This is a genomic window from Streptomyces sp. NPDC046939 (assembly GCF_040644575.1).
Classification (GTDB): Bacteria; Actinomycetota; Actinomycetes; order Streptomycetales; family Streptomycetaceae; genus Streptomyces.
In genome coordinates this window covers 1-15605 of the sequence record NZ_JBEYWV010000030.1, presented here as the reverse complement: position 1 = coordinate 15605, position 15605 = coordinate 1, and the positions used below count along the sequence as shown (strand labels likewise).

Below are 15605 nucleotides of genomic sequence, written 5' to 3'. Positions count from 1 at the left end.
GTCTGCGGCTTCTTTCTTCCGGACGGGGCCCGCTACTCGGCGGCCCCGTACATACGGTCACCCGCGTCGCCGAGACCCGGCACGATGTACCCGTTCTCGTTGAGCCGCTCGTCGACCGACGCGGTCACCACGGTCACCGGCGTCCCCGCCAGCTCACGCTCCATGACCTCGACGCCCTCCGGCGCGGCGAGCAGCACCACGGCGGTGACGTCGTCCGCACCGCGCTTGATCAGCTCCTGGATCGCCGCGACGAGCGTGCCGCCCGTGGCGAGCATCGGGTCCAGAACGTAGACCTGGCGGCCGGACAGGTCGTCCGGCATACGGGTGGCGTACGTGGACGCCTGCAGCGTCTCCTCGTTGCGCACCATGCCGAGGAAGCCCACCTCGGCGGTCGGCAGCAGCCGGACCATGCCGTCCAGCATGCCGAGACCGGCGCGCAGGATCGGCACCACCAGCGGACGCGGGTACGACAGCTTCACGCCCGTCGTACGCGAAACGGGGGTGTCGATGTCGACCTGCTCGGTGCGCACGTCCCGGGTCGCCTCGTACGCGAGCAGGGTGACCAGCTCGTCGGCGAGGCGCCGGAAGGTCGGGGAGTCGGTGCGCTTGTCGCGCAGCGTGGTGAGTTTGTGCGCCACCAGCGGGTGGTCGACGACGTGGATCCGCATGTCCTCAACAGTAACCGGGGCCCAGGGCCCGGGCTCCCCCGCGCGGTGGCATGGGCAGCCCTGACCGGGGGAAAGTGGAGGGGACGCGAAGGACTGGGGTGGTGGTGCGGCGATGCCCGACGAGGAACGGCGGGGGCGGCCCGCGACGGACGTGGCGCCCGGGGAGCCGGTGGAGGCGGACGCCGAACGCAGGCGCAGGCGCGCCGTGTTCCTGCGCGAGCTGACCGAGGCGCGTGAGCTGCGCGCCCGGGTCCAGCCGCGACGCGCGCGGGCCGCACGGATGCGGCGCCAGATGCGGATGCGTACGTTTCGGTGGTGACGTCCGCGTTTCGCCGGTGACACACAGGTGACGAACAGGTGACCGGCCTCACATCGGACCCACCTGATCGGGACGCGCCACGAACACAGCGCGCGGAAGACCTCTCTTGGAGCCCGACTTTCTGCCACGATTCCGAGTGGGCGGGGCTTGAACTGCACTCCCCGCCTTCACGACTCCGCCGGGGGGACCCCCGACCGGCACCTGAGACCAGTGGGAGAGTCACGGTGTACTTCGCCGCACTGCTCGCGCGCACCGAAGACGGGTGGGAAGCGAGCGACACAGAGCTCGACGACGTGGAGACCCTGTCGGACCTGTCCGATCTGGCCCGCGAGGCGTTGGCAGAGACCGACGCCGAGGACGACACCGTCCTCGTCTTCATCGAACAGGAGGACGCGTGGTTCGGCGTCGTCCGGGTGGACGGCGAGGACGATCCTCGCATCTTCATCTCGGACGCGGCCGCCGCCGCCCGCAGCAGCTACGGCGAGATCCTGCTCACCGACGAACTGCTCGGCAAGGATCCGGACGCCGTCACCGACGAGCTGGACTCCCTCGACCTGGACGGTACGGAGGACGGCGAGTCCAAGGCGGACGGGGACGAGGACGAGGAGGATACCGACGGGGGCGTCGGCGCGGGCGCCGATGCCCTGCCCGCCGGACCGCTCGGCGACACGGAGATCCTCGCCGACCTGGGCTTCCCCGAGAAGGAGCTGCTCGCTCTCGACGGGACGGACGCGCTCAGCGAGATCGCCGACGCGCTCGGGGCGGCGGAGGTGCTGGAGACGGTGCGCTGAGCGGAGGGGGCCGACGGGCGGGGTTACATTCCTGCCCGTGACGCCCCCCGATTCCCCTGAGTCCTCCCGTCCCTCCCTTCCCACTGACTTCTCCGATTCCTCCGACTTCGATCCCGTACGAGACCCTTGGCGGCCGGTGATGCGGCAGGCCCTGGCCGAGGCCGGGCTCGCCGCGGCAGCCGGTGACGTACCGGTCGGCGCCATGCTGCTCGGGCCGGATGGGGCCACCGTGCTGGCCACCGCGCACAACGAGCGCGAGCTGACCGGCGACCCCACCGCCCACGCCGAGGTTCTCGCGATCCGGCGGGCGGCGCGGGTGCTCGGGGAGTGGCGGCTGACCGGCTGCACGCTCGTCGTCACCCTGGAGCCGTGCACCATGTGCGCGGGCGCCATCGTCCAGTCCCGCCTCGACCGCGTCGTCTACGGGGCCCGCGACGAGAAGGCCGGAGCGGCCGGCTCCCTGTGGGACGTCATCCGCGACCGCCGCCTCAACCACCGCCCCGAAGTCGTCTCCGAGGTCCTCGCCGAGGAGTGCGCGCGGCCCCTCACGCGCTTCTTCCGCGATACCGATTTCGATCCACGGCACTCCTTGGGCTAGAGTTCCTCTCGGTAGCGTGTCCGAGCGGCCGAAGGAGCTCGCCTCGAAAGCGAGTGTGGGGAAACTCACCGAGGGTTCAAATCCCTCCGCTACCGCTGACAACGCCCCTCTTCCACGGGTTCACCGAGGAAGAGGGGCGTTCTGCATGTCCCGCGCAGGTTTCGTGGATGTGGTTCTCCTGTTCCTCGGTGTGAACAAGTGACCGAGATAGACTCGCGCGGCAACAGGGCGCGGGCATGGGGAGGCCGAACGTAGTGCAGCCGAAGAAGATAGGTCTGTTCGTCGTGGTCGTCTTCGTGCTCTACGTGATCATCACCGACCCCGCCAAGGCCGCCGACTACGTCCAGATAGGCTTCGAGGGCGTCTCGACCGCCGCGCAGTCGGTCGGCGACTTCATGACCTGGGTCGCCAACGGCGGCAAGTAGGCGAAGCAGCCCCGAGCCCTTCAGGGAGAGCACAGCCGTGATCCGCCACCTGGTCCTCTTCAAGCTCAACGACGGTGTGAGCCGTGACGAGCCGCGCGTCGTCCAGGGCGTCGAGGCCTTCCGGGCGCTCGGCGGCCAGATCCCGGAGCTGACGTTCTGGGAGTGCGACTGGAACATCACCGACCGCCCCATCGCGTACGACTTCGCGATCAACTCGGCGGTCGAGGACACGGACGCCCTGAAGCGGTACCTCGAACACCCCGCGCACCAGGCGGGCGTGGCCCTGTGGCGCGAGTTCGCCACGTGGGTGATCGCCGACTACGAGTTCTGACCGGCCCGCACGGCGGACCCGCACGACAGACCCGTACGGCCAAACGGCCCCTCGCTGGAACGGCGAGGGGCTTTTTCGTGTCTCCACTCGGAACTGTCCCAACTTGCCCTGCAACACGTAGTTATAAGGTGCTTGCACACAGTGCACATGTCTTGTGATGCTATGACCGCTTTTGACCGATGAGTTGACCGATGAGTTGATGAATACAGAGGTGGGGTTGACCGTGCCGGCCAGTACTGCGCCTCAGGCGCCGCCCGCGAAGTCCACGCGCGGCGCCGACACACGGGCCCTCACGCAGGTCCTGTTCGCGCAGCTGAAGGACCTTCCGCCGGGCAGCCCCGAGCACTCCCGGGTGCGCGGCGCGCTCATCGAGGCCAACCTTCCCCTCGTGCGGTACGCGGCGGCCCGCTTCCGCAGCCGCAACGAGCCGATGGAGGACGTCGTCCAGGTCGGCACGATCGGGCTGATCAACGCCATCGACCGGTTCGACCCGGAGCGCGGCGTGCAGTTCCCGACCTTCGCCATGCCGACCGTCGTCGGCGAGATCAAGCGGTACTTCCGCGACAACGTGCGGACCGTGCACGTGCCGCGCCGCCTGCACGAGCTGTGGGTCCAGGTGAACGCCGCGAGCGAGGACCTGACCACCGCCTTCGGCCGCTCCCCGACCACCGGTGAGATCGCCGAACGCCTCCGCATCCCGGAGGAGGAGGTGCTCGCCTGCATCGAGGCCGGGCGCTCGTACCACGCGACGTCCCTGGAGGCCGCGCAGGAGGGCGACGGGATGCCCGGGCTCCTGGACCGGCTCGGCTACGAGGACCCGGAACTGGACGGCGTGGAACACCGCGACCTCGTCCGGCACCTCCTCGTCCAACTGCCGGAGCGCGAACAGCGGATCCTGCTCCTGCGCTACTACAACAACCTGACGCAGTCGCAGATCAGCGCCGAACTGGGCGTCTCCCAGATGCATGTGTCAAGGCTCCTCGCCCGCAGTTTCGCGCGACTTCGATCCGCAAACAGGATCGATGCGTAGCTGGAACGGGTAGACCACTTCAGCGGGGTTTTTCCGACAGAAACCCCGCCCACTTTGGCCACACCCCCTGCGTCCTGCGGTGATTCGTCCCTTCCATGTCGACATGTCACTACAGCGTGTTGCCGACATGTGACATTCTGCTGGAACGGCGTTTGGCGCGGCTCCACGTCCGGTATTCAGGTGGAGGCTGCGCTCTTACCTGACGGGAGCGTCCGCCGCGACCGTCCGCGACCTCAAGGGGGTGGCATGTCCGCAGACCAGGGCAGCTCGAAGGTGCTCACGCTCCCGCCCGGTGTGTCCGATGACGCGAGCGCGTCCACGACCGCCGCGCCGATCGACTCCCCGCCCGCCGAGATGGCGGAGGTGACGGAGGCGCCGGAGGAGGCCGCGTCCTCGATGGCTTCGGTGTCGTCGGCGTCCATCGACACCCGGACCCTGTCCCGCTCCCTGTTCCTGCGGCTGTCCGCGCTCGACGAGCACAGCCCCGAGCGGGCTTATGTACGCGACACCCTCATCGAGCTGAACCTGCCGCTCGTGCGGTACGCGGCGGCGCGCTTCCGCAGCCGGAACGAGCCGATGGAGGACATCGTCCAGGTCGGCACGATCGGTCTGATCAAGGCGATCGACCGGTTCGACTGCGAGCGCGGGGTGGAGTTCCCGACGTTCGCGATGCCGACCGTCGTCGGCGAGATCAAGCGCTTCTTCCGTGACACCTCCTGGTCGGTCCGGGTGCCCCGGCGCCTCCAGGAGCTGCGGCTCGCCCTCACCAAGGCCTCCGACGAGCTCGCGCAGAAGCTGGACCGCTCGCCCACCGTCCCCGAACTCGCCGCGGTGCTCGGCGTCTCGGAGGAGGACGTGGTCGACGGCCTGGCCGTGGGCAACGCGTACACGGCGTCCTCCCTCGACTCCCCGGCCCCCGAGGACGACGGCGGCGAGGGCTCCCTCGCGGACCGGCTCGGCTACGAGGACACGGCGCTGGAGGGCGTCGAGTACCGGGAGTCGCTCAAGCCGCTCCTCGCCAAGCTGCCGCCGCGCGAGCGCCGGATCATCATGCTGCGCTTCTTCGCGAACATGACGCAGTCGCAGATCGGCGAGGAGGTCGGCATCTCGCAGATGCACGTCTCCCGGCTGCTCACGCGGACGCTGGCGCAGTTGCGTGACGGCCTGATCGCGGACTGACACCGCCCCCTTCCCAACTGACGGGGCGTCAGTCACACTGGCGCGATGTCGCGGACATGGGTGCGAGGGCGTCGTGGGGCGGCCGCCGGTGCCGCCTGTGCGGCTGTGGCCTGTCTCGGCGCCGCCGCCGCGTTCGGCGGAGGGGCGGGGCCCGACGGCTACACGGCCGTGGGTACGGGCTCCGGTGGCCCCACGCCGAGCACCGCGCCCAGCGGCAAGGTCCGCTTCGTACCGCTGGACCCGGCCGGGACCCAGCCCCCTTCCGCCTCGCGCGGCTCTACGGGGTCCAAGTCGCCCGGTGACGCGTCAGCGGGCCGGGACGACGGCTCGCCCTCGGCCGAGACTCCGGGTGCCGCCCGGAGCAGCCGCCAAGGCCCCGGTCAGGACGCCGCCCGGGGTGCCGGTAGGAGCGGCGGCGGCCATGACACCCGTACGGGCTCCGGCTCGGGCGCTTCCGCGGGGGCCGACCCCGGAACCGCCCCGGGCCCGACAGCATCCGCCCCGGTCTCTGGGACCCCCTCCGCACCGGCGCCCGCGAGCCCCGCCGCCCTCAAGGTCGGCGAACCCGTCCTCCGGGCCGCCGACAAGCGCTGGTGCCAGAAGGTGACGCTGGCGCTGCGCAACTCCGGAGGCAGCGCGGTGCGCTCGGGCACGGTGACGTTCGGAACGCACATCGTCGGCTCGCTCGGGATCGACTGGGCGACCGTGCGCAGCACAGAAGAACTCCCCGTGCCGATCGGCGCCGGGGAGGAGAAGAGGAAGACGTGGACCGTGTGCGTCGCGTCCTGGCGGGTCCCGCTGGGGATGCACATCGAGACCCGCGACGTCTCCGTCGACTGGACGTAGGGATCGTTGTCTGAAGGGTGTTACTTGAGGGCCAGCCAGGCCACCGCCGCCACCACGACGACCGCGACCACGATGCCGATGATCACGCCGACGCCGGGGCCGGACTTCACCGGAGCCGCCTGCGCGCGCACGGTGGGGGTGCCGCCCTCGTCGACGAAGGCGCGGAACATCTGGGTGCTGCCCGCGGGGTCGTAGTTGCCTTCGGGGTTCGGGCCCTGGGGGTTGTGTGCCATGGGCCAGGACCCTAGCGAATCGGCGCGACGGGCGCCACAGTCCGCTGATCACCCACGTGAGCTGGGTCTTTACAAGAGCAAGCGAACCTCTTTGCCGTCATTTTATCTTCATGCGTCCCTTTTAGTTTGCCTGCGGCAACCAACTGCTTCTATGGTTGCCCTAAGCAACGAATAGATCCGAGGTCAGGAGGTGCTGTGGCCGCACAGCGTCATTACGACGAGCTGGCCCGTCAGCTCAGTGCCTTCGGCGCCGTCAAAAGGGATATGGCACGCATCCTGCCCCCCGAGTGCCCGGCCGGCTCGGCCGCCGTCCTCACGCTCCTCAAGCGGTACGGGGACATGCGCATGAGCAGGCTGGCCGAGCTCCTCGCGGTGGACATGTCCGTGGCCAGCCGCCACGTGGCCCACACCGCCGACCGCGGCTGGATCGAGCGTCGCCCCGACCCCGCCGACAAGCGCTCGCGCATCCTCACCCTCACCGCCGAGGGGAACGCGCAGATGGACGACCTGAACGTCCGGACGACGGAGCTGCTCGCCGACCGGCTGAGCGACTGGTCGGACGACGAGGTCAACCAGTTGATCACCCTCATGACGCGCCTGCGCGACAGCTTCGGGGACTGCCGGACGACGGCGTCCCGGACCTCGCTCCCCGTCGCCGCACAGCCCGCGGCGTCAGTGCAGACCACCCGTACACCCGCGTAAACGTAAGAAAAGGAATCCCATGGCAACATCCACACCGTCCGGTGTGCGGGGCAGCCATGCCGCCAAGCACGGAGGCGCGCCTTCCGACGGCGGCGCTCCGATGACGCACCGGCAGATCATGGAGGCGCTGTCCGGGCTGCTGCTCGGCATGTTCGCCGCGATCATCTCCTCCACGGTCGTCACCAACGCCCTCCCGGAGATCATCGGCGACCTGGGCGGCGGCCAGTCCGCCTACACCTGGGTCGTCACCGCCTCGCTGCTCGCGATGACGGCCACCACGCCCCTGTGGGGCAAGATGGCCGACCTCTTCAGCAAGAAGGCGCTCGTCCAGATAGCCCTGATCGTCTACGTGGCGGGCTCCGTCATCGCCGGTCTCGCGCAGAACCCGGCGATGCTGATCTCCGCCCGTGCCATCCAGGGCATCGGCGCCGGTGGTCTCTCGGCCCTGGCGCAGATCGTCATGGCGGCGATGATCTCGCCGCGTGAGCGTGGCCGGTACTCCGGTTACCTGGGCGCGACGTTCGCGGTCGCGACCGTCGGCGGTCCGCTGATCGGTGGTGTCATCACCGACACGAGCTTCCTCGGCTGGCGCTACTGCCTGTACGTCGGTGTGCCGTTCGCGCTCATCGCGCTGATCGTGCTGCAGAAGACGCTGCACCTGCCGGTCGTGAAGCGGAAGGTCAAGGTGGACTGGGCCGGCGCCTTCTTCATCACCGCCGCGGCCTGCCTGCTGCTCCTGTGGGTCACCTTCGCCGACGACAAGTACGACTGGCTGTCGTGGCAGACCTACACGATGGTCGGCGGCGCGATCGTCCTCGCGCTCCTCTTCGTCCTGGCCGAGTCCAAGGCGTCCGAGCCGATCATCCCGCTGCACCTGTTCAAGAACCGCACCATCACGCTCGCCTCGGTCGCCTCGCTGTTCGTCGGTGTCGCGATGTTCGCGGGCACCGTGTACTTCTCGCAGTACTTCCAGTTGGCGCGCGACAAGTCGCCGACGATGTCGGGCGTCATGACGATCCCGATGATCGGTGGTCTGTTCCTCTCGTCCACCGTGTCGGGCCAGGTCATCACCAAGACCGGCAAGTGGAAGGCGTGGCTGGTCGCCGGCGGCGTCCTGCTGACCGCGGGCCTCGGCCTGCTCGGCACCATGCGCTACGACACCCCGTACTGGCACATCGCGATCTTCATGGCGCTGATGGGTCTCGGCGTCGGCATGATGATGCAGAACCTCGTCCTGAGCACGCAGAACCAGGTCGCCCCCAAGGACCTCGGTTCCGCTTCCTCCACGGTGACGTTCTTCCGCTCCCTCGGTGGTGCCATCGGCGTCTCGGCGCTCGGCTCCGTGATGACCACGCGCATCACCCACTACGCCAAGGACTCGATCGGCTCCCTCGACCCGAAGGAGCAGATGGCGGCCGGCAAGGCGATGACCGGCGGCGGCATCCCGGACATGGACCTGCTGCCCCCGCACATCCGCACCTGGCTGGAGAGCGCCTACGGGCACGGCATCGCCGACATCTTCCTCTACGTCGCGCCGATCGCGTTCCTGGCGTTCATCGTCACGATCTTCATCAAGGAGGTTCCGCTGCGTACGTCCGGAGCCCTCGAGCAGGCCGCCAGCGAGGCCCAGGGCGCGGGTGCCCCGGCCCCCGCCGCCGCCCAGCCGGTCCAGGGCCAGGCCCAGGACGAGCGGGTGCCGAGCCTGGTCGGCGCCGGTGAGCCCGTCGGTGACACGCAGACGCAGCCGCTGGCCGCGACCGCGTCCGTCTCGTCCGGGGACGCCCCGGCGCAGGCCGTCGGCGGTGGCGTCCCGGTCCGCGGCTTCGTCCGCGGCGCCGAGTCCGCCCCGGTCGCCCGGGCCGCGGTCACGCTGATCTCCCTCGGCGGACGGCAGCTCGGCCGCGCGGTCGCCCAGGGCGACGGCTCGTACGGGATCGACGCCCCCGGCGCCGGCTCCTACGTGCTGATCGCCTCGGCCGACGGCTACCAGCCGCAGGCCTCCACCGTCGTCGTCGGCGAGGAGCCGGTCGCGTACGACATCCTGCTCAGCGGCACCAGCGGCCTGAGCGGTGTGGTCAAGGCCGCGGAGACCAAGGCCGCCGTCGTCGGCGCCATGGTCATCGTGACCGACGTCCGCGGTGACGTCCTCGCCACCGGGCTCTCCGGTGAGGACGGCGAGTTCACCTTCGCCGAGCTGGTGCCGGGCGCCGTGACCGTCGCGGTGAACGCCGCCGGACACCGGCCGCTCGCGCTGCCCGTCGAGGTCGGCGGCACGGGTGTCACCCGCGTCGAGATCGAGCTGAACGCCGGTTCGCAGGTGCAGGGCACCGTGCGCGCCGGGGGCCGCTCCCTGAACGACGCCCGGGTCACGCTCATCGACGCCGCGGGCAACGTCGTGGCGACGTCCACCACCGGTGAGGACGGCGCGTACGCCTTCACCGACCTGGACAGCGGCGACTACACGGTCATCGCGACCGGCTACCCGCCGGTGGCCACGCACCTCAGTGTGCAGGGCAGTGGCGTCGACGGCCACGACATCGAACTCTCGCACCCCGGCGAGTAGTTCGCGCAGTCCCCGGACCGGGCGGCCCGCGCTTCGAGCGGAGACACGGGCCTCCCGGACCGGTGGTGGGAGATGGGCCCCGGACCCGGTGGCGTCGTCAACGGCAGGGGACGGCCGAGACGTCACGGTCCGGGGCCCGTCCGCGTCCGCGACCACCTTGATTTCCTTACGTGTGTGAGTACTTGAGCTAGGAGTTGTGACTGATGGGACTGAGTGCGCGGATCCGTACGCGGGACGGCTGGGCCCTGCCGCACGCCGTCGTCACGGTGACCGACATGACCGGCGCGCAGGTGCTGCGGGCCGAGGCCGACGACGAGGGGGCCGTGCACGACGCGTCGGTCCTCACCCCCGGCCCGTACACCGTGATCGTGACGGCGGTCGGATACGCCCCCGCGGCCTCGACCGCGCTGGTGACGGCGACCGGCCGCGCCGAGGTGGGCACGGTCGTGCTCGCGCGGCAGGGCGGCGCCGAGCTGCCGCCGCCCGGACCGTGGACCGTCGACCCGGTCCACTCCACCGTCGCGGCGACCGCGCAGCACCTGGGCATCACCAGCGTGCACGGCCGGTTCACCGACTTCACCGCCCGTATCGACATCGCGCAGGACGTGGAGAAGTCCCGCGTCGAGGCCGTGATCAAGGCCGCGTCGATCGACACCGGCAACGGCATGCGCGACGGCCACCTGAAGTCGCCGGACTTCCTGGACGTCGAGCAGTACCCGGAGATCACCTACAGGAGCACCGGGCTCACTCCCGCGGGCCCCGACCGCTGGACCGTCCACGGCGAGCTGAGCCTGCACGGCGTCGTCCGCCAGGTCGACCTCGACCTCAGCTACCTCGGCACCGGCGCCGACCCCTGGGGCGGCACCCGCGCCGCGTTCAAGGCGACGGCCGAACTGAAGCGCGAGGACTTCGCGATGAACTACAACCAGGTCGTCCAGGCCGGCATCGCGGCGATCGGCGCGACGCTCAAGGTGGAGCTCGACATCCAGGCGGTCCAGGGCGACGCCCTCCCGCAGGTCTAGAGCGGCACCGAGTACGGGGGGTCAGCCGGGGAGGCGTGCGGTGAAGTCGCCCCGGCGTGGCGGCACGCCGCCCACCTGCGTCACGATCCGGGCGCACAGGTCGCGCAGCTTGACGTTCTCCTCCTGCGAGCGGCGGCGCAGCAGGCCGAGCGCGGCGTCCGCGTCGCACCGGCGCCGCGCCATCACGATGCCGATGGCCTGGTCGATGACGCCGCGCGAGAGCATCGCCGTGCGCAGGTCGAGGCCGACCTCGCGCTCGTGCTCGATCCGCAGCGCCACCGCCACGGCGCCGGACGCCTGTGCGGCGAGCTTGCGGGCGCTCTCGCGCCGGTCGCGGAACGCGTCGCGGGTGCGCGCGTAGAAGTTGAGGGCGCCGTAGACGCCGTGGTTCAGGGTGAGCGGCAGGGCCAGCATGGACCGGATGCCGCACTGCCACGCCTCGGCGGGGAACGGCCCCCAGCGCTGTTCGGTCGCGAGGTCGGGGGTGTGCTGCTCGACGCACTCGCGGGCGGCCGTCACGCACGGGCCGGTGTCGGCCTCGTACTGCAGCTCGTCGAGCCCGCTCACCACGCCTTCGCTCGCCGCGACGGTGCGCAGCCTGCGGGCGCGGTGCAGCGTGACGCTGCACCCGCCGGGCCGCACGACCTGCGCCGCCCGCACGGTGAGTTCCTGGAGGAACCCGTCGAGGCCGTCGCACTCGGCCAGCGCCCGGTAGAGGGCGCCGGTGTCCAGCGTCCGCGCGTCGGGCCGACCGTCTTCCGAATCAGGGACCGGGAATTCGGCAGGATTGGTCATTTCCTACAAGTGTCCCGGAATCGAGCGCTCACGCCTCCCGGGGCGGCGCCGCGGCGTCCACGTACCGCTGCGCCAACTCCCTGAGCTTTATGTTCTGCTGCTGCGACGCCCGTACGAGATGGTCGAACGCCTCGGCCGCGTCGACGCCCTCACGGGCCATCAGGAGGCCGGTGGCCCGGCCGATGAGGTCCCGGGTGCGCATGGCCTCCGTGAGCTGTTCCTGCACGGTGGCGGAGTCGTGCGCGATGGAGACGTGCGCCGCGAGCATCCGGCCGACGCGCAGGCTGCGCTCGTCATGGGCGCCCGGCTTGCGCCCGTACAGCACGAGCGCCGTCAACTGCCGCCGCTCCGCGCGCAGCCGCAGCGCGAGCACACAGCCCACCCCGAGGACGGGCAGGGACTGCCCCGCCCCCTTGATCTCCGCGGTGTCCTCCAGGACCGCGACGGGCGCCTCCCACAGCCGCTCCCAGAAGGCCCGGTGGCCCGGCATCCCGGTCAGCGCCTGGGCGCTGCGCGCCACGTCGTCGCTCCAGGCCACCGACTCCGGTACGAGGTCCCGCCCGACCGTGACGATGCCGGCGTGGTCCGCCCCGGGCACCAGGTGCACGGCGAGACGAACAGCGGTGCGCAGAGTGGCACGCGGGTTCGTCTGCTCGTGGAGCTGACGAGCTGCCACGGTGAATGCCTCGGCCAGCCGGAAATCGGCAGCAGAAGACGGCGGAACTTCGGGAAAACTTGGCGCAACCACCACGAACCTCTTCAGCGAGCATGACCGTACGGCCATGCGCGGGGAGAGCTCCGCAGCACATTCCCGACTGCGAGCGCAGGACGGACAGAACTCTAGCCGTTTCCCTTGGAAGAAGTGGATTTGGCAAGGAGAGCGACGCGGAGCCCCCATGGGTGGTGCAATGGAAGCCGGGTCAGGAAGCGGCTCGTCGTCCACCGACCGACCACGAGACCGGTCTGGCAGGTGTGCCCTGTGGCCACTCCCCTCCATCTCTCACCCCTCGACATCGCCGAGCGCACCGTCATCACGTTCCCGGCGGAGATCGACCTCGGCAACGCCCCGGTCCTGCTCACCGAGGCCTGCACCCTGGCCGACGAGCGGGCCGAGTCCAGCCGCGCGTTCGTCCTGGACCTGACCGGCACCACGTTCCTGGACTCGCAGGGGGTGCGCCTCCTCCTCGACCTGCGCCGCTATCTGCGGCTCTACGGCGCCTCGATGCGGGTGGCGGCCCCGCCCGACGGGGCGGCGCGGCGCGTACTGACCCTGTCGCAGGTCCGGCGGGACGTGCCGATGCACGACAGCGTGGAGGAGGCGTTACGGGCGTGCGAGGGGTAAGCCCCGGCACAGGCAGGGCGTGCGGGGCGGCGCAGGCCGGGCGCGAGGGTGCGGCATAGGTCGGGCGCGCGAGGGTGCGGCATAGGCTGGGCGCATGGCTTCGAACATCGCGACGAACACCCGCGTCTCCCTCGACGAGCTGCTCGACTTCGTACGCCCCCGCCACCGCGCCCTCCTGATCACCGCCCGCGCCGACGGCACCCCGCAGGCGTCCCCGCTGACCTGCGGCGTCGACGACTCCGGGCGGATCGTCGTCTCCACCTACCCGGAGCGCGCCAAGACGCGCAACGCCAAGCGGAACCCGCGCGTCAGCGTCCTTGTCCTCAGCGACGAGTGGAACGGTCCCTGGGTCCAGGTCGACGGCACCGCTGAGGTCATCGACGCGCCGGACTCGGTCGAGCCGCTCGTGGAGTACTTCCGCAACATCTCCGGCGAGCACCCGGACTGGGACGAGTACCGCGCGGCGATGGTCAAGCAGGGCAAGTCGATCATCCGCGTCACGCCGGAGAGGTGGGGGCCGATCGCGACGGGCGGCTTCCCCGCACGGCTCGCCGAGGAGAGCTGAGCCGCACCCCGGGTCAGGGCGTCCGCGCGGCGACCAGCGCCTCGATGCCCGCGACCAGCAGGTCCAGGGCGACCTGGAAGTCCGCGTCGCGCATCTCCTCGACCGTCCGGCTGCCCGCCTCCGCCGCCATCTGCTCCGCGTGCCGGAAGTCCTCGGCCATCTCCTCCGGCACCCGGAACGCCGCCATCGCCTCATGGAAGTAGTCGTCCTGGGACATGCCCGCCTCCGCGCACCGCTGCCGGAAGTGGCCCTCGATCGTGCCGTAGCCGTACACGAACTGGAAGACGGAGGCGATGGCGCCGCGCTGCGCGGCGAACGGCAGCCCGGTGGCGGCGATGACGCGCTGGACGGCGCGCGCGAACCGCAGCGAGTTCGGGCCGATGTTGAGGTAGTTGCCGATCTGCGGTGACACCCACGGGTGACCCACCATCAGGGCGCGGTAGCCGGCGGCCAGCCCCCGCAGATGCACCCGCCAGTCCCCGGCGTCCACGTCCTCGGGCCCCGGCACCTCCAGCTCGCCGAAGACCCGGTCCAGGGCGAGTTCGAGCAGGTCGTCCTTGGTGTCGACGTACCAGTAGACGGACATCGCGGTCACCCCGAGCTCGGCCGCGAGGCGCCGCATGGAGAACTTGGCGAGCCCCTCCGCGTCGAGCAGCCGCACACTGGCCTCGGTGATGCGGTCCCGGTCGAGGCCGCTCGGCTGCTCGCTGCGCCTGGTGCGCGGGGTCTTGACCGCGGGCTCCTCCAGCCAGACGCTCATCCGCCGCGCTGCCTTCGCCATGGCGCACCCTCCCAGAAGTCGCTCGTACGCGGACGAGGACGGGCGCACCCGAGGAGACCCGGAATCCGCCCGTCCGCCCGCCCTGATGCTATGCGGAAGCCACCACCCGCTATACGGAAGCGGTGGTCACCGCTGAGTCTGCCCTCTCCGCGCGGCGCAACAACGCGGCGGCGAGCAGTCCGCCCACGAGCACGGCGACGGCCCCCACCAACTGGCTGGTCTCCAGGCCCGAGGAGAACGCGTCGGAGATCCGGGCCCGCTCCGCGTCCGACGTCGCCGCCGCGAGCGCCGCGGGCAGCGAGGCGGCGGAGACCGAGACGAGCGCGGCGAACCGGGCGTTGAGGACCGCGCCGAGCACGGCGACGCCGAGGCCGTTGCCGAACTCCGCGAGCGTGCCGTTGACGCCCGCGCCGACGCCCGCCTTCTCCGGCGGGATCGCGCTCATGATGGCGTTGGCCATGGCCGGCATCGCGAGGGCGATCCCGGCGCCCATGATGATCAGGCCCGCCAGCATGCCGCCGTAGCTGTCCCCGCCGAGCAGGGCGATCGCCGCGAGCCCGGCCGCCAGGCACGTCATGCCGGACGCGATGGTCAGCGGCGTACCGAGCTTGGGCAGCAACCGCGCTCCGATACCGGTGAGGTTCAGCGCCACGACGGTCAGCGCGAGCGGCGCGGTGCGCAGCCCCGCCTCCAGCGGCCCGTACCCGAGCACGAACTGGAGGTGCTGCGTGAGCAGGAACAACGACCCGCCCATGCCGAACGCGACGAGGATCGCCCCGGCCACCGCGCCCGTGAACTTCTGGTTCCGGAAGAAGTGCATGTCGAGCATCGGGTACGGGATGCGCAGCTCCCACACCACGAAGGCGCCCATGATCACGACACCGACGGCGGCGGAGACAAGCGTGGTGGCGGAGGTCCACCCCTCGTCGGGCCCGGAGATGATGGCGTAGACGACCCCCGTCATACCGATCGTGGACAGGACGGCGCCGAGCAGGTCCGGCCGGTCGCCGCGCGGGTTCTTCGACTCCGGTACGAGGACGAGCACGGCGACGAGCCCGATCACCGCGACGGGAATGTTGATCAGGAAGATCGCGCCCCACCAGAAGTGGTCGAGCATGAACCCGCCGAGCAGCGGCCCGACGGCGAACCCGAGCGAGTTGACCGTCGCCCACAGCCCGATCGCCTTCACGCGCTCGGCGTCGTCGAAGACCTGCACGATGACGGCGAGCGTCGTGGTCATCAGGAGCGCGCCGCCGACGCCCATCCCCGCGCGGGCGCCGATCAACTGCCCGGTGGACTGGGCGAGCCCGGCGACCAGCGACCCCGCCCCGAACAGGACGAGCCCCGCCGCCAGCATCTTCTTGCGCCCGTACCGGTCGGCGGTGCTGCCCGCGGTGAGCAGCAGGCCCGACTGC

At 70.8% G+C, this 15605-nt stretch carries 19 protein-coding genes and 1 tRNA gene; 14 read left to right on the top strand and 6 right to left on the bottom strand.

All coding sequences use genetic code 11. The features are described 5' to 3' along the window. Window positions 1-32 precede the first annotated feature (32 nt). Window positions 33-668 carry a uracil phosphoribosyltransferase gene (gene upp / locus ABZ877_RS28815; protein ID WP_361076659.1) on the bottom strand — a complete coding sequence of 212 codons (636 nt, stop codon included), beginning with the start codon at window positions 666-668 and terminating at the stop codon, window positions 33-35. Window positions 669-780: 112 nt separating this feature from the next. Here upp and ABZ877_RS28810 point away from each other — a divergent pair, with 112 nt between their 5' ends. The 9 genes from ABZ877_RS28810 (at window position 781) to ABZ877_RS28770 (ending at window position 6187) form a co-directional block, all read left to right on the top strand. Continuing rightward, window positions 781-987, top strand: coding sequence for a hypothetical protein (locus ABZ877_RS28810; RefSeq protein ID WP_361076657.1), 207 nt, complete (start codon window positions 781-783; stop codon window positions 985-987). Between the two features lie 224 nt (window positions 988-1211). Beyond that, window positions 1212-1778 carry a hypothetical protein gene (locus tag ABZ877_RS28805; RefSeq protein WP_361076654.1) on the top strand — a complete coding sequence of 189 codons (567 nt, stop codon included), beginning with the start codon at window positions 1212-1214 and terminating at the stop codon, window positions 1776-1778. Between the two features lie 139 nt (window positions 1779-1917). Further along, window positions 1918-2376 (top strand): tRNA adenosine(34) deaminase TadA, encoded by a 459-nt coding sequence (gene tadA, locus ABZ877_RS28800; RefSeq protein ID WP_361076651.1) that lies wholly within the window; start codon window positions 1918-1920, stop codon window positions 2374-2376. Window positions 2377-2386: 10 nt separating this feature from the next. Then, window positions 2387-2471 (top strand) — tRNA-Ser (locus ABZ877_RS28795). Between the two features lie 141 nt (window positions 2472-2612). After that, window positions 2613-2801 (top strand): hypothetical protein, encoded by a 189-nt coding sequence (locus ABZ877_RS28790; protein ID WP_361076648.1) that lies wholly within the window; start codon window positions 2613-2615, stop codon window positions 2799-2801. 37 nt (window positions 2802-2838) lie between these two features. Then, entirely contained in the window at window positions 2839-3132 is a 294-nt protein-coding gene (locus ABZ877_RS28785; RefSeq protein WP_361076646.1) for a Dabb family protein, read from the top strand. Between the two features lie 199 nt (window positions 3133-3331). After that, on the top strand, window positions 3332-4162 hold the full coding sequence (locus ABZ877_RS28780; protein WP_361076643.1) for an RNA polymerase sigma factor SigF: 831 nt from the start codon (window positions 3332-3334) through the stop codon (window positions 4160-4162). Window positions 4163-4408: 246 nt separating this feature from the next. After that, window positions 4409-5341, top strand: coding sequence for an RNA polymerase sigma factor SigF (locus ABZ877_RS28775; protein ID WP_361076640.1), 933 nt, complete (start codon window positions 4409-4411; stop codon window positions 5339-5341). Between the two features lie 45 nt (window positions 5342-5386). Next, window positions 5387-6187 (top strand): hypothetical protein, encoded by an 801-nt coding sequence (locus ABZ877_RS28770; RefSeq protein WP_361076637.1) that lies wholly within the window; start codon window positions 5387-5389, stop codon window positions 6185-6187. 20 nt (window positions 6188-6207) lie between these two features. On the opposite strand, the gene ABZ877_RS28765 is transcribed toward ABZ877_RS28770, so the two are convergent. After that, window positions 6208-6420, bottom strand: coding sequence for a hypothetical protein (locus ABZ877_RS28765; RefSeq protein ID WP_361076634.1), 213 nt, complete (start codon window positions 6418-6420; stop codon window positions 6208-6210). A 195-nt stretch (window positions 6421-6615) separates the two neighbouring features. Here ABZ877_RS28765 and ABZ877_RS28760 point away from each other — a divergent pair, with 195 nt between their 5' ends. The 3 genes from ABZ877_RS28760 to ABZ877_RS28750 all read left to right on the top strand — a co-directional run bounded on the left by ABZ877_RS28760 (window position 6616) and on the right by ABZ877_RS28750 (window position 10707). After that, the gene (locus ABZ877_RS28760) at window positions 6616-7122 is read left to right on the top strand and encodes a MarR family transcriptional regulator (RefSeq protein WP_361076631.1); all 507 of its coding nucleotides are present in this window, start codon (window positions 6616-6618) and stop codon (window positions 7120-7122) included. Between the two features lie 19 nt (window positions 7123-7141). Continuing rightward, a complete protein-coding gene (locus ABZ877_RS28755; RefSeq protein ID WP_361076628.1) occupies window positions 7142-9685 on the top strand; it encodes an MFS transporter in 2544 nt (847 codons plus the stop codon). 203 nt (window positions 9686-9888) lie between these two features. After that, window positions 9889-10707, top strand: a complete 819-nt coding sequence (locus tag ABZ877_RS28750; RefSeq protein ID WP_361076624.1) for a YceI family protein — start codon at window positions 9889-9891, stop codon at window positions 10705-10707. 21 nt (window positions 10708-10728) lie between these two features. Here the strand turns inward: ABZ877_RS28750 and ABZ877_RS28745 are convergent, their stop codons facing one another. Together ABZ877_RS28745 and ABZ877_RS28740 are read right to left on the bottom strand one after the other, a co-directional pair. Then, on the bottom strand, window positions 10729-11502 hold the full coding sequence (locus tag ABZ877_RS28745) for a GAF and ANTAR domain-containing protein (RefSeq protein ID WP_361076621.1): 774 nt from the start codon (window positions 11500-11502) through the stop codon (window positions 10729-10731). A 28-nt stretch (window positions 11503-11530) separates the two neighbouring features. Continuing rightward, window positions 11531-12178 carry a GAF and ANTAR domain-containing protein gene (locus tag ABZ877_RS28740; protein WP_361076618.1) on the bottom strand — a complete coding sequence of 216 codons (648 nt, stop codon included), beginning with the start codon at window positions 12176-12178 and terminating at the stop codon, window positions 11531-11533. Window positions 12179-12481: 303 nt separating this feature from the next. Here ABZ877_RS28740 and ABZ877_RS28735 point away from each other — a divergent pair, with 303 nt between their 5' ends. Then, a complete protein-coding gene (locus ABZ877_RS28735) occupies window positions 12482-12844 on the top strand; it encodes an STAS domain-containing protein (protein WP_361076616.1) in 363 nt (120 codons plus the stop codon). A 94-nt stretch (window positions 12845-12938) separates the two neighbouring features. Continuing rightward, the gene (locus tag ABZ877_RS28730; RefSeq protein WP_361076613.1) at window positions 12939-13409 is read left to right on the top strand and encodes a PPOX class F420-dependent oxidoreductase; all 471 of its coding nucleotides are present in this window, start codon (window positions 12939-12941) and stop codon (window positions 13407-13409) included. A gap of 13 nt (window positions 13410-13422) precedes the next feature. On the opposite strand, the gene ABZ877_RS28725 is transcribed toward ABZ877_RS28730, so the two are convergent. After that, complete coding sequence (locus ABZ877_RS28725) at window positions 13423-14190, bottom strand: TetR/AcrR family transcriptional regulator (protein ID WP_361076610.1); 768 nt, start codon at window positions 14188-14190, stop codon at window positions 13423-13425. Between the two features lie 109 nt (window positions 14191-14299). Next, window positions 14300-15605 (bottom strand): MFS transporter (locus tag ABZ877_RS28720; RefSeq protein ID WP_361076606.1); only part of this gene is annotated, 1306 nt, incomplete at its 5' end.

Excerpts from the sequence above, each read along its gene's own strand:
- ABZ877_RS28750 (WP_361076624.1), top strand. The coding sequence starts at position 9,889 with ATGGGACTGAGTGCGCGGATCCGTACGCGGGACGGCTGGGCCCTGCCG.
- upp (WP_361076659.1), bottom strand. The coding sequence starts at position 668 with ATGCGGATCCACGTCGTCGACCACCCGCTGGTGGCGCACAAACTCACC.
- ABZ877_RS28775 (WP_361076640.1), top strand. The coding sequence starts at position 4,409 with ATGTCCGCAGACCAGGGCAGCTCGAAGGTGCTCACGCTCCCGCCCGGT.
- tadA (WP_361076651.1), top strand. The coding sequence starts at position 1,918 with ATGCGGCAGGCCCTGGCCGAGGCCGGGCTCGCCGCGGCAGCCGGTGAC.
- ABZ877_RS28780 (WP_361076643.1), top strand. The coding sequence starts at position 3,332 with ATGAATACAGAGGTGGGGTTGACCGTGCCGGCCAGTACTGCGCCTCAG.
- ABZ877_RS28730 (WP_361076613.1), top strand. The coding sequence starts at position 12,939 with ATGGCTTCGAACATCGCGACGAACACCCGCGTCTCCCTCGACGAGCTG.
- ABZ877_RS28810 (WP_361076657.1), top strand. The coding sequence starts at position 781 with ATGCCCGACGAGGAACGGCGGGGGCGGCCCGCGACGGACGTGGCGCCC.
- ABZ877_RS28770 (WP_361076637.1), top strand. The coding sequence starts at position 5,387 with ATGTCGCGGACATGGGTGCGAGGGCGTCGTGGGGCGGCCGCCGGTGCC.
- ABZ877_RS28725 (WP_361076610.1), bottom strand. The coding sequence starts at position 14,190 with ATGGCGAAGGCAGCGCGGCGGATGAGCGTCTGGCTGGAGGAGCCCGCG.
- ABZ877_RS28765 (WP_361076634.1), bottom strand. The coding sequence starts at position 6,420 with ATGGCACACAACCCCCAGGGCCCGAACCCCGAAGGCAACTACGACCCC.
- ABZ877_RS28755 (WP_361076628.1), top strand. The coding sequence starts at position 7,142 with ATGGCAACATCCACACCGTCCGGTGTGCGGGGCAGCCATGCCGCCAAG.
- ABZ877_RS28790 (WP_361076648.1), top strand. The coding sequence starts at position 2,613 with ATGGGGAGGCCGAACGTAGTGCAGCCGAAGAAGATAGGTCTGTTCGTC.
- ABZ877_RS28745 (WP_361076621.1), bottom strand. The coding sequence starts at position 11,502 with ATGACCAATCCTGCCGAATTCCCGGTCCCTGATTCGGAAGACGGTCGG.